Raw genomic sequence first — 12,951 nt, 5'->3', positions numbered from 1 at the left:
GGCTGTCCTTTCGCAGCGAACATTCATTGGCTCCATCCGCTATGTACGCCAGCCTGAAATCAATCATCCCGTGGCCCCCCACCCCCGTGAAGGCGCGACGGCTGACGCTGTTGCTGTGCACCAGCTCGGTGCTGGGCAACCTGCTGGTCTATTGCATGGCCCTGCAGTTTCCACCTGGCATGCTGGCGCTGAATTTCGCGACGCTGTTGGCCCTGTGGCTGCAACATCGCCTTTCCAGCACGATGATCAAGTTTCAGCCCCAGGAACTGGCTGATCGGCTGCTGCAGGTCCAGGAAAATGAACGTCATCGCCTCAGTCGCGAGTTGCACGACGATATCGGCCAACTGCTCACGGCGGCCAAACTGCAAAGTGAATGGCTCAAGCGCCGCATGCCCGAAGACCTGCAAAGCCAGTGCGCGACGCTCTGCGATACGCTGGAAGAAACGCTGGCGAAGGTTCGCGATGTGTCGGCCATTCTCAATCCGCGGCAACTGGCCAGTCTTGGCCTGGAAGCCAGCTTGCGCGCGCATCTGCTCAAGGCTTTGGCCAATACCGCCGTGCACTGGAGCCTGGAGTGCCAGCAGCGACTGATCGGGATTCCCGAAGAAACAGCCGTCGCGGCGTTTCGACTCACGCAGGAAGCGGTGACGAACGTGTTGCGCCATGCCAGGGCGAAAAACCTCCTGGTTCGTCTGCAGCGCCTGCCCCAGGGCCTGTCACTGTCGATCAGTGATGATGGCCGGGGATTCTCTCCCGCGACAGATCCAGGGCTTGAGGGGCAGCGAGGCATGGCAGGCATGGCCGAGCGGGTCCAGCAACTGGGCGGCACATTGTCGATCATCAGCGAGCCGGGCAAAGGCACGCGCATCGAAGTACTTTTCCCCTGGGCGCCCCGTGCGCTTGAACGGGCCAGCACGAATAAGGTTCTGCATTGACTTGTAACTTGCTTCTGGTGGATGACCACTCGCTGATCAGGGCTGGCGTGCGCGCCCTGGTACTGGATATTCCCGGTTACTCGGTCGTGGGAGAAGCGAACGACGGCTCGCAGCTGGTCGAGACGGTCGAGCGCCTGGTGCCCGACATCGTCCTGCTGGATCTTTCCATGAAGCAAACCGGTGGCATGGAGGCGCTGCAACGACTCAAGCGCGTGCGTCCGCAATGCAAGGTATTGATCTTGTCGATGCACACCGACCCGGCCCTGATCATGCAGGCGCTGGAGTCAGGTGCCCACGGCTACCTGCTCAAGGACACCACCGCCACCGAGCTCGAACAGGCACTGGAAGCCCTGCGCAACAACGAGCGCTACCTGAGCCCGGCTATCGCCCACACCGTGATCAACCAGGCGCTGGTGCGCAATCGCACGAACCAGGCGCAAGCAGGCGATACCCACAACCTGACGGCGCGCCAGCTGGAAATCCTGCGCCTGGTCGTTCGCGGCAAATCCACCCGGGAAATCGCCAGCGGCCTCGGGCTGAGCATCAAGACCGTGGAAACCCATCGCTCGCAGATCATGAAGCGCTTGCAGATCTACGACGTGGCCGGGCTGGTTCTGTTTGCCGTGCGTGAGCGGATCATCAGTCTGGATGATTAACGATCGTCGAACCGCTCAACAAGGGTGAGTTCGCTGGCAGATGCACTCGAAGGGCTGCCGGACGCGCCGCGAAGCGCAGGTTGTCGCCTTCCAGTGGCTCGCCATCAAGGTTGATGTAGAGCCCTTCCGAAACCTTGATTTCAACCCAGGGCAAGCGGGCGCGCACGAACATGTTGTCCAGACCGAAGCCATCGGCCAGCAGGTTCTTCAGGGTGCCGACCACTTCCTGGGGTGCAGGCAGAATGCTGATATCAAGCAAACCATCGTCAGCCAGTGCTTCGGGGCACAGGACGTGCCCGCCACCGGCCTGTCGACCATTGCCGATGCCCAGTGCCAGGAGCTCGCCGCTCCAGTGGAAATCAGGCCCCTGCAACTCGCCGTAGGCGGCGTGCAACTCGCTGAAACGCGACAATCCGGTAAACAGATAGGCAGCTCCACCGAGCACTTTTTTCAGGTCTTCCGACGTGTTGGCGGTGACCTGGCTACCGAAACCACCCGTGGCCATGTTCAGGAAAACTTGCGAGCCTGCTTCGCCCAGGTCAATGGCACTGGCCGGGGCATCCAGTAGCTCCAATGCGGGCCCAGGTTCCAGCGGTACCCCGGCGGCGCGTGCAAAATCATTCGCGGTGCCCAAGGGCATCAGCACCAGGCTGGCATCTGCCGAGTGGTTGGCGATTGCTTCGGCGATATCGCGCAGGGTGCCATCTCCGCCCCCGGCGATAATCTGCACATAACCGGCATCCAATGCCTCATCGACCAGCCGCTGGGCATCGCCAGCCTCCCAGGTCACCCGTACAGCCAGGTCCCAGCCCTGCTGCCGTTTCTCTTCAACTGCGGTACGCACCGCTTCGTTGAGCGCTTGCTTGCCGTGCAGAATTAACAGCGCTTTGCGTTCGCTCATGGCAGTCACTCCCAGGATTGGATTCCGTATGGCAGATGTTGACCTCGCCCACCGCCAAAAAAGCCGTAAAAAAACCAAATATTTAAGCGAGGCCAGAGGCGAGTCCTACAGCGGTGACCATGCTGGCCCGGTGACCGGGTGCAACACGCACCCGTCAGTTGCCGGCCACAGGTGTCAGCCCAGGACTTCACTCAGTGGAATGAACCCGACAAACTCACCTGCGACCAGCGTGCGATCCTCCCGTACCTCAACCAGTCCCTCGGCCCACGCTGCACTGCGTAACACACCGGAGCTCTGGTTCTTGTAGATGATCGCTTGGCCGTTTTCCAGACGCCCTCGCAGGTACTCTCGACGATTGCCTGCCATCGGCCAGTCGAAACCCGCCGGCACCTGGAACTTCAGGGGCTCTACGTCCTGCACGCCTTGACGGCGCAAGAGATAAGGTCGGGTCAACAAGGCAAAGGTCACCAGGGTCGAGGCCGGATTACCTGGCAGACCGATCACCGGCACCCCGCGAAAGTGCCCGAAGGTCAGCGGTTTTCCAGGCTTGATGGCGAGTTTCCATAGCGTCAGCTCACCCTCCTCGCGCAAGGCAATTCCAAGAAAGTCAGCCTCACCCACCGAGACGCCTCCGGTGGAAAGGATCAGGTCAACGTCGTTGAGTTCGCCGAGGCGAGCGCGGGTAGTGGGCAGGTCGTCGGGGAGAATACCGGCGTCGATCACCTCGCAACCCAGGCGCTGCAACCAGCTGCACAGCAGCACCCGGTTGCTGTTGTAGATTTGCCCCGGGCCGAGGGGCTGACCGGGCTCGATCAGTTCATCACCGGTGGAAAGCACTGCAACGCGAACCTTGCGAATGACTTCCAGCTCCGCGCAGCCCAGTGATGCAGCCAGGCCCTGTTCGATCGGGCCCAAGCGAGTCCCGGCCACCAGCACCTGTTCTCCGGCAGTGGTTTCCTGGCCCTGAGGACGGATGTTTTGCCCCACCTTCAGACTTTGGGTGAACGCTACTCGCCCGTCCGGCTGGACCTCGGCGTTTTCCTGCATCTCGACGCAGTCGGCACCCGCCGGCACTGGAGCACCGGTGAAAATTCGCGCACACGTACCGGGCTGCAGGGGCTGCGGCGCGTTACCGGCGAAAATCTTCTGGCTAACCACCAGCGGTTCGCCGGTCCAGTCGCCCAAGCGCAACGCATAGCCGTCCATGGCGCTGTTCGGCCAGGGCGGCAAATCCAGGGTTGAAGTCAAGTCCTCGGCCAGAACGCGGCCCTGCACTTGGGCCAGGGGCAAGCGTTCACGCTGCAGAATAGGCGTGGCGCCAGCCACTTCCAGCAGGCGTGCCAGTGCGGCTTCGACCGGCATCAAAGCGCCGGTCTTGCCAGGCTTACCCGCGGGATTCACAGGGTGCCGCCTGTTTCAGGTGAGTCACGAAGTTGCACGGGCGGTGCCGCGAGTCCAACTGCTCGGCGAGGATGCCATCCCACCCGGTACGTACTGCATTCGTCGAACCCGGCAGGCAGCAGACCAGCGTGCCATTGGCCAGGCCGGCCAGCGCACGGGATTGCACAGTGGAAGTGCCGATGTCGGCTACGGAAATTTGCCGAAACAGCTCGCCAAATCCGTCAACCTGCTTGTCCAGCAGGCAGCTCACCGCTTCCGGCGTGCTGTCGCGGCCGGTGAAACCGGTGCCGCCAGTTATCAGGACGACCTGCACGACATCTTCGGCAATCCAGTGGGCGACTTGCGCTCGAATTTTGTACAGATCATCTTTGAGCAGTACCCGCTCGGCCAGGCGATGCCCGGCAGCGCTCAGGCGGTCGACGAAGACCTGGCCAGAAGTGTCGGTTTCCAGGGTACGGGTGTCGCTGACCGTGAGCACCGCTATGTTCAGCGGCGCGAAAGGTACATCAGCCTTGGCTTTCATAGGCTCGTCCAGTTGTAGGAAAAACAGGCCGGTGTTATATCACAGCCCTCACTTTTTTCGCCGCCCCCATGGAGGCTCGCCATGACCCTCGAAACCCAACTGCCGCCCTGCTCCATTCTGCTCCTGGCCGGCGGGCGCGGCCAACGCATGGGGGGGCAGGACAAAGGGTTGCTGGACTGGCACGGCGAGCCGCTGATTGCGCATCTGCACCGCAAGACCCGGCCACTGAGCGATGACCTGATTATTTCCTGCAATCGCAATCTGGACAAATACGCACCCTATGCCGACCGCATGGTGCATGACGTTGAAGGGGATTTCCCGGGGCCCCTGGCGGGGATTCGAGCAGGCCTGCAGGCCGCACGGCACCGTTTCATGATGGTCTTGCCCTGTGATGTGCCGCGCATTGACGCCGCGCTGCTGCAGGCCATGCGCGAAACCGCCAGCCGGCATCCGGACAAACCATTGATGCTGCGCCATGGCGAGCATTGGGAACCGCTGTTATGCATCATCCCCGTGGAACTCTGCCAGGCATTCGACGAGGCTTGGAGTGAGGGGGAACGCAGTCCCGGCCGGATCATGCGCAAACTGGGTGCGATCGCCCTGCAATGCCCCGAAAACGACCCGCGGCTGGCCAACCTGAATACTCCGGAGCTGTTAAGCAGCCACGGCACTGTGTCAGACTGACACTAGCCAAGGAACTTGCGCGCGTTGTACACGTCTACAAGCTCAGTAACCAAAGAATTCATATCGGAGACACACTCATGACTCAACGGACCCTCGCCACTTTCATGCTCGCACTGGGCCTTGCGACCCTTGCCGGTTGCTCTTCGCCTACCGTGATCACCTTGAATGACGGTCGCGAAATCCAGGCTGTCGACGCGCCACAGTATGATGAAGATTCCGGTTTCTACGAGTTCCAGCAACTCGACGGTAAAGAAACCCGCATCAACAAGGATCAGGTTCGTACCGTTAAAGAGCTGTAATCTTTACGGCATAGCCCGATACAGAAAAGCCCGCTTCGGCGGGCTTTTTCATGCCTGCAATACCGTCATCACCAGTCCAGAAACAGCGAGCTTTCAAAACAACGCTCCTGCCCGGTGATCGGGTCGACGAAGCGCAAGCCCTGGGCCAGCAGCTTCAAGGGGTTGGCATAGTCATCGACGACGTCCTTGAGCACCTGGGGATAGAACGGATCATTACAGATGCCCGCGCCCAGGGCGGCCATGTGCACGCGCAGCTGATGTTTCTTGCCCGTGACCGGGTACAGCGCATAACGCCAGAAGTCGCCGTTCTTTTCCTTAACGTCCACCGCTGTCTCGGTATTGGTCGCGCCGGGACCTTCCTGCATGCGGAAAAAAGGTTCGCCCTCCACCAGCCTACTTTTGTGCACCCGCGGGAAACACAGCCCGGGCAACGCAGGAGCAATAGCTTCGTAGCGTTTTTCGATCTGCCGGGTCGGGAACAGGGACTGGTAGGCCGAGCGGCTGTCAGGATGGGCTGAAAACAGCACGAGGCCCGCTGTGTGGCGATCAATGCGATGCAGGGGCACCAGATGCGGATTATCCAGGCGATGGATCAACCTGCGTAGCAGGGTTTGCTCGACGTATTCACCGGCAGGCGTTACTGGCAAAAAGTGCGGCTTGTCCGCCACCACCAGATGCTCATCTGCGTACAGGATCGACTCGACCACCGGAATCGGTTTTTCATCCGCGACTTCCCGGAAATAATGAATGCGCAAACCTTCCTTGTACGGCAGGTCGAGGGGGATAGGTTGCCCAAAGCCATCCAGGACACGACCGCGGGCGATGCGGTCGAGCCATTGCTCGCGGCCGATGGCACTGAAGTGCTCGCATAGGCAGTCGAGCACGGTCTGCCACGCACCCGGGGGCAGATACAGAGTACTGGCTTGAGTGCGCGCAGCAGAAAACGATGAAGTGGACATAAGAACGCTCTGACCCCTAATGCAGGTCAGCATTATCCTGCAGCGGCCAGAACGATCCTAGAAGAGATTACTCACGCCGGTATCCGGTCGCGCGCGGCGGCCTCGGTGAACTCCTTGAGCCAGCGCAACACGTCGACCGCCTCCCAGCGGCCAGGGTCATACAATGCGTACAGCAAGCCCTGGTAACCGACCACATCCAGCTGCCGGTGATACCCTGCGCGCTGGAACAAGGCTTCGATTTCGGCGAAACAGGTGTTGAAATGCAGCTTGTTGAAGGGGGTCTTCCCTTCGGTCACCAGGCCGTCCAGGCGCAGTTCGAGAACGGCCTCTCGCACCACGTCCGCCGACATGCGGTTCACGCTGTTCTTCAACTGTTCGACATTGACCATGACTCATCCTCTGACTCGCAGGATCGCCCGCAAGACAGGCCATCCGAATAACTGTATACACATACAGTAACCGAATCAGCGAGCTTTCGCCAACGGATCAATCGGGCAGAGCGATAAGTGGAGCGCTGTTCAACGCAAAAAAGCCACTATCTGCTCGGCATCGAATGGCCAGTCCAGCTCCGCTCCCGTATCCACGCGGCGCAGCACCGGAATTCGCAACCCGTAGTCCTCGACCCAGTCTTCGTTCTCGGCAATGTCGATTAGCTCGACCAGCAAACCGTGCTCGACCAGGGGCATCAACTCTTCTTCGGCAAGTTCACACAGATGGCAACCAAGGGTGCCGAACAGCTGACATTCAGGAGGCATGGCGAGGGGCCCAGGCAAAGTAGGGGTTCATTCTAGGCCCACGATCCAAGTCAGTCGAGACGAAGCCTGCAGCGCCTGGGCAATGGCGGTTCGAGGATCTGGCAATCCCCTGACTCAAATCATTCCCGGCAAATGCCATATGAGTGATGCTCGGTCTTTTTTTGCCTCTACGCTTCATTAGCCAACTTCAAATTCGGAGAGTTCGTGTTCGCCAATCTGCTGATCATCCTAGCCTCCTCCCTGGTGGTGATTGCGCTGTTCCAGCGACTGCGCTTGCCACCGGTCCTGGGCTACCTGTGCGTGGGGCTGATGATCGGCCCCACTGCGTTCAATTGGGTCAATGAAAGCGAAGAGCTGCCGGATCTCGCCGAGCTGGGCGTGGTGTTCCTGCTATTTTCCCTGGGGCTGGAATTTTCCCTGTCGAAAATGCTGGCACTGCGACAGGTGGTGTTCGGCCTTGGCAGCCTGCAAGTGCTGATATGTGCGGTATTGCTGGGGAGCCTGCTGATGCTGTTCGGCATGCCGGGTATACCTGCGCTGTTACTGGGTGCGGGACTGGCCCTGTCATCGACCGCCATTGTCAGCAAGGAGCTTGGCAGCCTTGGTGAAATATTCAGCAGCCACGGCCAGAACGCCATCGCCGTGCTGTTGTTCCAGGACGTGGTCGCCGTTCTGCTGCTGACCCTGGTGCCCGTGTTTGCAGGCAGTAGCGAGCAACCCTGGTACTGGGCGCTGCCCATGACGCTGGGCAAAACCCTGGTGTTGTTTGTCGGCTTGCTGATGGCCAGCCGCTGGCTTTTGCCGCGGTTATTCCATGAGGTGGCGGCGGCTCGCTCCGCAGAGCTGTTTGTGCTGCTGGCGCTGGTGATTGTCCTGCTCACCGCATGGCTGACCCACCTGCTCGGCCTGTCGCCTGCACTGGGGGCGTTTCTCGCCGGCATGTTGCTGGGCGAGAGCCACTACCGCCATCAGATCGAGGCTGACATCCGCCCCTTCCGCGACATTCTCCTTGGATTGTTTTTCGTCAGCATCGGCATGTTGATCGACTTGCAGCTATTTGCCAGCCATGGCCTGCTGATCCTGGGGTTGACGCTGGCGTTGCTGCTGATCAAGGGCAGCGTTGTCGCGCTGCTGGTCAAATGGCGTGGCAGTGACACCGAAACCGCCTGGCGTAGCGGCCTCGCGCTGGCCCAGGGCGGGGAGTTCTGCTTTGCGCTGATGGCGCAAATGCAAACGAGCAAAATGCTTCCGGGCGACTTCGCCGCACTGCTGCTTGCCGCCACCTTTTGCTCGATGCTGGTGACGCCCTTGCTCCTGCGCGCGGCGCCGCGTATAGCCGCGCGCTTGCATCGCAAACCCAATGAAGAAGCGCAGCTGGAACAAATCAGCGCACTCAATGCCGGCCTGGACGGTCACGTAGTCATCTGCGGATACGGCCGGGTTGGCCAGTCCATCGGCCGCTTCCTGCGCCATGAACATCAAGCCTACATTGCGCTGGACAACGACCCGGTACGAGTACAGGAGGCCGCTGTCAGCGAACAGTGCGTGCACTACGGCGACTCCCGCCGCGGCGAACTGCTGCTCGCAGTGGGACTGGACCGCGCGCGGCTGCTGGTGATTGCCGTGGACCGGGCCGACATTGCCATGCTCATCCTCAAGCAGGCGCGCGCGCACAACTCGAGCGTGCCGATCCTGGTGCGCACTCGCGATGACAGCCAGCTCGCCGAATTGAATGCAGCAGGGGCCAGCGAGGTCGTGCCGGAGCTGCTGGAATCGAGCCTGATGCTCGCCTCCCACGCGCTGATCATGCTCGGCCTGCCCGCACAACAGGTTAAGGACCGCGTAGACCAGGTCCGCATCGATCGCTATCGCCTGTTGCACGACTTCTATCCAGGTTCGGACGACGATGAACGTTGAATCAGTCCTGGCTGACCGCGCCGATCTTGTGGATCGCCAGGTCCGCACCGTGATACTCATCTTCCTGGCTCAGGCGCAGGCCATGCAGCGCCTTGATGCCGCCATAAATCGCCAGGCCGCCGAGCAGCGCCACGATTACGCCCAGCGCCGTACCGATCAACTGGCTGATCAGGCTGACGCCGCCCAAGCCGCCCAGTGCGACCTGGCCGAATATCCCGCAGGCGATCCCCCCCCAAACCCCGCACAGGCCATGCAGCGGCCACACGCCCAGCACATCGTCTATGCGCCATTTGACTTGCGCGGCAGTAAAACACCAGACAAACAGCGCCCCGGCAATCGCACCGGTAACGAGAGCGCCCACCGGGTGCATCAAATCGGAACCGGCGCAGATCGCAACCAGTCCGGCCAACGGCCCGTTATGCAGAAAGCCGGGGTCGTTGCGCCCGACGATCAGTGCCGCCACAGTACCGCCCACCATGGCCATCAGCGAGTTCACTGCCACCAGTCCGCTGACGTTACCCAGGGTCTGCGCGCTCATGACGTTGAACCCGAACCAGCCAACGATCAGAATCCACGACCCCAACGCCAGGAACGGAATACTCGACGGCGCGAACGCAACCAGCCGGCCGTCGCGATATCGGCCCTGTCGTGGTCCCAGCAGCAACACGGCCGCCAGCGCCAGCCAGCCGCCCATGGCATGGACTACCACCGACCCGGCAAAGTCATGGAAGCTGGCGCCAAAACGCGCCAGCAGCCAGGCTTGCAGGCCGTAGTTGCCATTCCACATCATGCCTTCGAAAAACGGGTAGATGAACGCCACGATCAAGGCTGTCGCGCACAGCTGTGGTACAAACCTTGCGCGCTCGGCGATGCCCCCGGAGATGATGGCCGGGATTGCAGCGGCGAAGGTCAGCAGGAAAAAAAACTTCACCAGTCCATAACCATGATCGGCGTTCAGTATCGCCGCCGGTTGCATGAAGGTGACCCCATAGGAAATCCAGTAGCCTATAAAGAAATAGGCAAGGGTCGAAATGGCGAAGTCACTGAGGATTTTCGACAGCGCGTTGACCTGATTTTTCTGGCGAACCGTGCCGACCTCAAGAAAGGCGAAACCGGCATGCATGGCCAACACCATGACGGCGCCGATCAGAATGAACAACGTATTGGAGCTGTGAACCAGAGTGTTGACAGCGCTTTGCAGATTTTCCATGGGATCGGCAGACCTTAAGGCTAAAAAAGCACCAAAGCAGTTCGCGCAGAAGATTTATGCACCAAGTTGCGCCTCGACAAGGTTCTCAAGAGAAGCCTGGGGAGCCGTTTTGGTGCGCAAGGTCATGACCTATGCGCGGGTTTCAATTATTTGAGTTATGGTTTTGCTCAAACCATGCCCAGCAACAGCGCAACGGCGCGGGCTGGCGCACCATGGCAAAGCAAAAGCTGTACCAGTCATTTGGACTGAACCTTCACTTACCGCTCATACTCGAACGCAACAGACGCCACTTACGGAGATCACCAATGGCCAGCATCAAGGCAAAGACTGCTCAAGAAATACTGATGAATGATTTTCAAACATTGGTCAGCGACACTGAACGGTTGCTGGAACACACCAAAACCATCGCTGGTGATCAGGCTGATGAATTGCGCGACCAGATTCACGACAGCCTCCTGCGCGCCCGGGAAACCCTCAAACTGACCGAAGACTCCCTGCGCGAGCGCGGTCAGGCTGCGGTCACTGCGACCGAAGATTACGTCCAGGCCAACCCGTGGCAATCGGTCGGGATTGCCGCCGGCGTGGGTTTCCTGATCGGCCTTCTGGCCACCCGGCGCTGATATGGCGATCGGCGAATCCAGCTCGTCCGCGACGGGCCAAAGCTCCTCACCGCGGCGCTTGGGTGCCGCTTTTCTCGGGTTGCTGCACAGTCATGTCGAGCTCTTCGGCATCGAGTTGCAGGAACAGAAAGCCCGCACCGTAAGCCTGTTGTTGTTTGCGGGCCTGGCGCTGGTGTTTGCCCTGCTGTTGCTGGTGGGCCTGTCGACCCTGGTCATGATCCTGTTCTGGGATACCTACCGCCTGGCAGCCATCATCGGCCTCTGTGTGTTCTACACGCTGGCGGCAATCTTCTGCGCAGTGCGCCTGAAGGCAGCGATTTTCGATGAGTCCTCGCCATTCCACGGTACGCTGGAAGAACTGGCCAATGACCGGGAGCGCCTGTTGCCATGAGTCTGCCCGAACTGCCGCACAACACCTCACGCACTGAAATGCGCAAGGCGCTGATCCGCCTGCGCATGGAAATGCATCGCCAGGAAATTCGCCACGAATCCGCGCAATTGCTGCAGCCTTTGCACCGCGTGCGCGGGATGACGCAAAGCATTCAAGGCGGGTTTGGCATCAAGCATGCGCCGCTCTGGGGCGTCGCCGCAGTGACACTGCTGGGCTTCCTGACCGGCAAAGGCGCCAAGAGCGGCGGCGCCGGTGGCGTTACCCGGCTGATTCGCCTGACTACGACCCTGGGCCCGTTGATCAAACTGGTCATGCAGGGCTCATCGCGCAAACACTAAGCAAGCTGGCTGTATTCTTGCAACATCATGCGGGGTTGGATCTCTTGGACAAGAGGTTCAACCCCGCGTGCCTACTGCTGCGTGCCTGACAGGTACCCGGATAATCCCAGAACAAGAATTTAGCAAGGAGGCCTCGTGATCGACGGGCAACCGCTCGCCTGTTTCCAACCGTTCATTGATACCGCCACCGGTCGCATCGCAGGCGTCGAGGCCTTGGGAAGACTGCGTCAGGCGGACGGCCAGTTGACGTCGGTCGGCCCATTGTTTGCCGATCCCAGAATCCCTGCGGCCGCCTTGCGTCGCCTCGACCGGCAGATCCGCGACCACGCCTTGAGCCGCCTGCATGCAGCCCCCGCAGACTGGTTCCTGAGCCTGAACATGTCACCACGATGGGTCAATCGCCTGCGTCCAGAGCAGGACCTGCCAAGCCTCAAGCAGATGACCAGGCATGACGTCGACCCGCAACGCATCGTCTACGAAATCACCGAGGTCGGTGGCGACATCCAGCGCCTGGCCGACGTGGTCGCGCGATATCGCCGGGCAGGTGCCAGGATTGCCATTGATGATTTTGGTGCCGGGTATTCCCAGCTCGATCGGGTACTGGCCCTGCAACCGGATATTCTCAAACTCGACATGCGCCTGTTTCAGGCTGCAGCGTTGGGTGGGCCGAGCAGCGACGTGGTCAAGGCCCTGGCGCAAATGGCCGAAAAGACCGGTTGCTGGATCATCGCCGAAGGGGTGGAAACCGATGCCCAGCTCAATTTTGCCCTGGAGTGCGGTTCGCGCTACGTCCAGGGCTTTCTGTTCGCCCGGGCCGAGGAAGACTTCTTCCACACCGATGCGTTCGTCGACCATTTCGCCCAGCTGCGCCACCGCTACGTCCAGCAAAAACTGCTTGAGCGTGGCCGCCTGATGGTCATGCGCCAGCAACTGAGCGAACTGATGGGCATTCTGCAGGACTGGGCCCAGGCTAGCGCGCCGCTCAGCGCCCTGCCCCGGCTCGATGCCTTCCCCTGGTTGCTGCGGTTTTACCAATGTGATCGACACGGCACACAACTGACGCCGAACCTGGAATGGAGCCAGAATGGCTGGAAAGCCGACAATCGCTATCTGGGCCATAACTGGTCATGGCGCCCATATTTCTATCACCTGCTGGCCGAAGGCTGGGACGAGCGCCGCCTGACGCTCTCCAGTACTTACCGAGATGCCACCACCAACCAGTATTGCCTGACCGCCGGACAGTTTTTCGCCCATGGAGAAAGGCTGTTGCTCATCGACATCGACGCCGCCGGCCTTTAGTTCCGCTTGCACGTCCCGACCTGAACCCGGAAGCTTAGGCCATCAGTCACCTGACGGAGAGAA

General features: G+C 60.5%; 16 protein-coding genes. 9 read left to right on the top strand and 7 right to left on the bottom strand.

What is annotated here, in order from left to right:
* Positions 1 to 41: 41 nt before the first annotated feature.
* Both HYI44_RS24500 and HYI44_RS24495 read left to right on the top strand, forming a co-directional pair.
* Entirely contained in the window at positions 42 to 935 is an 894-nt protein-coding gene (locus tag HYI44_RS24500; RefSeq protein ID WP_225570751.1) for a sensor histidine kinase, read from the top strand.
* Positions 932 to 1,591, top strand: a complete 660-nt coding sequence (locus HYI44_RS24495; protein WP_225570729.1) for a response regulator transcription factor — start codon at positions 932 to 934, stop codon at positions 1,589 to 1,591. Before HYI44_RS24500 ends, HYI44_RS24495 begins: the two co-directional genes overlap by 4 nt.
* On the opposite strand, the gene yegS is transcribed toward HYI44_RS24495, so the two are convergent.
* The 3 genes from yegS to moaB all read right to left on the bottom strand — a co-directional run bounded on the left by yegS (position 1,575) and on the right by moaB (position 4,416).
* Positions 1,575 to 2,492 (bottom strand): lipid kinase YegS, encoded by a 918-nt coding sequence (yegS, locus tag HYI44_RS24490; RefSeq protein ID WP_225570728.1) that lies wholly within the window; start codon positions 2,490 to 2,492, stop codon positions 1,575 to 1,577. The two genes, HYI44_RS24495 and yegS, sit on opposite strands and share 17 nt — an antisense overlap.
* A gap of 174 nt (positions 2,493 to 2,666) precedes the next feature.
* A complete protein-coding gene (glp, locus tag HYI44_RS24485; RefSeq protein WP_225570750.1) occupies positions 2,667 to 3,854 on the bottom strand; it encodes a gephyrin-like molybdotransferase Glp in 1,188 nt (395 codons plus the stop codon).
* 22 nt (positions 3,855 to 3,876) lie between these two features.
* The gene (gene moaB, locus HYI44_RS24480; RefSeq protein WP_045058105.1) at positions 3,877 to 4,416 is read right to left on the bottom strand and encodes a molybdenum cofactor biosynthesis protein B; all 540 of its coding nucleotides are present in this window, start codon (positions 4,414 to 4,416) and stop codon (positions 3,877 to 3,879) included.
* A gap of 81 nt (positions 4,417 to 4,497) precedes the next feature.
* On the opposite strand from moaB, the gene mobA reads away from it, so the two are divergent.
* Entirely contained in the window at positions 4,498 to 5,100 is a 603-nt protein-coding gene (mobA, locus tag HYI44_RS24475) for a molybdenum cofactor guanylyltransferase MobA (RefSeq protein WP_225570727.1), read from the top strand.
* A gap of 77 nt (positions 5,101 to 5,177) precedes the next feature.
* Positions 5,178 to 5,399, top strand: coding sequence for a YgdI/YgdR family lipoprotein (locus HYI44_RS24470; protein WP_122841350.1), 222 nt, complete (start codon positions 5,178 to 5,180; stop codon positions 5,397 to 5,399).
* A gap of 68 nt (positions 5,400 to 5,467) precedes the next feature.
* On the opposite strand, the gene HYI44_RS24465 is transcribed toward HYI44_RS24470, so the two are convergent.
* From HYI44_RS24465 to HYI44_RS24455, 3 genes are all read right to left on the bottom strand, one after another.
* Positions 5,468 to 6,358: a pseudouridine synthase gene (locus tag HYI44_RS24465; RefSeq protein ID WP_122841351.1), complete on the bottom strand. Its 891-nt coding sequence runs from the start codon at positions 6,356 to 6,358 to the stop codon at positions 5,468 to 5,470.
* 71 nt (positions 6,359 to 6,429) lie between these two features.
* Positions 6,430 to 6,747, bottom strand: a complete 318-nt coding sequence (locus tag HYI44_RS24460; protein ID WP_122841352.1) for a transcriptional regulator — start codon at positions 6,745 to 6,747, stop codon at positions 6,430 to 6,432.
* A gap of 129 nt (positions 6,748 to 6,876) precedes the next feature.
* Positions 6,877 to 7,113, bottom strand: coding sequence for a glutaredoxin family protein (locus tag HYI44_RS24455; RefSeq protein WP_122841353.1), 237 nt, complete (start codon positions 7,111 to 7,113; stop codon positions 6,877 to 6,879).
* A 204-nt stretch (positions 7,114 to 7,317) separates the two neighbouring features.
* Between HYI44_RS24455 and HYI44_RS24450 the strand changes: the two genes are divergently transcribed.
* On the top strand, positions 7,318 to 9,030 hold the full coding sequence (locus tag HYI44_RS24450) for a cation:proton antiporter (RefSeq protein ID WP_225570726.1): 1,713 nt from the start codon (positions 7,318 to 7,320) through the stop codon (positions 9,028 to 9,030).
* 1 nt (position 9,031) lies between these two features.
* Here the strand turns inward: HYI44_RS24450 and HYI44_RS24445 are convergent, their stop codons facing one another.
* On the bottom strand, positions 9,032 to 10,240 hold the full coding sequence (locus HYI44_RS24445) for an ammonium transporter (RefSeq protein ID WP_225570725.1): 1,209 nt from the start codon (positions 10,238 to 10,240) through the stop codon (positions 9,032 to 9,034).
* A gap of 305 nt (positions 10,241 to 10,545) precedes the next feature.
* Between HYI44_RS24445 and HYI44_RS24440 the strand changes: the two genes are divergently transcribed.
* The 4 genes from HYI44_RS24440 (at position 10,546) to HYI44_RS24425 (ending at position 12,888) form a co-directional block, all read left to right on the top strand.
* Positions 10,546 to 10,860 (top strand): DUF883 family protein, encoded by a 315-nt coding sequence (locus HYI44_RS24440; RefSeq protein WP_045058097.1) that lies wholly within the window; start codon positions 10,546 to 10,548, stop codon positions 10,858 to 10,860.
* A gap of 1 nt (position 10,861) precedes the next feature.
* Positions 10,862 to 11,251: a phage holin family protein gene (locus tag HYI44_RS24435; RefSeq protein ID WP_122841356.1), complete on the top strand. Its 390-nt coding sequence runs from the start codon at positions 10,862 to 10,864 to the stop codon at positions 11,249 to 11,251.
* Positions 11,248 to 11,589, top strand: a complete 342-nt coding sequence (locus tag HYI44_RS24430) for a hypothetical protein (protein WP_045058095.1) — start codon at positions 11,248 to 11,250, stop codon at positions 11,587 to 11,589. The genes HYI44_RS24435 and HYI44_RS24430 overlap by 4 nt, the downstream gene beginning before the upstream one ends.
* Before the next feature lie 135 nt (positions 11,590 to 11,724).
* On the top strand, positions 11,725 to 12,888 hold the full coding sequence (locus HYI44_RS24425) for an EAL domain-containing protein (protein ID WP_122841357.1): 1,164 nt from the start codon (positions 11,725 to 11,727) through the stop codon (positions 12,886 to 12,888).
* Positions 12,889 to 12,951: the final 63 nt, after the last annotated feature.

This window comes from Pseudomonas sp. Y24-6, from assembly GCF_020295325.1.
GTDB classification, from domain to species: Bacteria; Pseudomonadota; Gammaproteobacteria; order Pseudomonadales; family Pseudomonadaceae; genus Aquipseudomonas; species Aquipseudomonas gregormendelii.
The sequence above is the reverse complement of the archived record's forward strand: the minus strand, read 5'-3'. Positions and strand labels throughout refer to the sequence as shown.

Bases quoted from the DNA above. Each gene is read 5' to 3' on its own strand.
- HYI44_RS24500 (WP_225570751.1), top strand. From the start codon at position 42: ATGTACGCCAGCCTGAAATCAATCATCCCGTGGCCCCCCACCCCCGTG.
- yegS (WP_225570728.1), bottom strand. From the start codon at position 2,492: ATGAGCGAACGCAAAGCGCTGTTAATTCTGCACGGCAAGCAAGCGCTC.
- glp (WP_225570750.1), bottom strand. From the start codon at position 3,854: ATGCCGGTCGAAGCCGCACTGGCACGCCTGCTGGAAGTGGCTGGCGCC.
- moaB (WP_045058105.1), bottom strand. From the start codon at position 4,416: ATGAAAGCCAAGGCTGATGTACCTTTCGCGCCGCTGAACATAGCGGTG.
- mobA (WP_225570727.1), top strand. From the start codon at position 4,498: ATGACCCTCGAAACCCAACTGCCGCCCTGCTCCATTCTGCTCCTGGCC.
- HYI44_RS24470 (WP_122841350.1), top strand. From the start codon at position 5,178: ATGACTCAACGGACCCTCGCCACTTTCATGCTCGCACTGGGCCTTGCG.
- HYI44_RS24465 (WP_122841351.1), bottom strand. From the start codon at position 6,358: ATGTCCACTTCATCGTTTTCTGCTGCGCGCACTCAAGCCAGTACTCTG.
- HYI44_RS24460 (WP_122841352.1), bottom strand. From the start codon at position 6,747: ATGGTCAATGTCGAACAGTTGAAGAACAGCGTGAACCGCATGTCGGCG.
- HYI44_RS24455 (WP_122841353.1), bottom strand. From the start codon at position 7,113: ATGCCTCCTGAATGTCAGCTGTTCGGCACCCTTGGTTGCCATCTGTGT.
- HYI44_RS24445 (WP_225570725.1), bottom strand. From the start codon at position 10,240: ATGGAAAATCTGCAAAGCGCTGTCAACACTCTGGTTCACAGCTCCAAT.
- HYI44_RS24440 (WP_045058097.1), top strand. From the start codon at position 10,546: ATGGCCAGCATCAAGGCAAAGACTGCTCAAGAAATACTGATGAATGAT.
- HYI44_RS24435 (WP_122841356.1), top strand. From the start codon at position 10,862: ATGGCGATCGGCGAATCCAGCTCGTCCGCGACGGGCCAAAGCTCCTCA.
- HYI44_RS24430 (WP_045058095.1), top strand. From the start codon at position 11,248: ATGAGTCTGCCCGAACTGCCGCACAACACCTCACGCACTGAAATGCGC.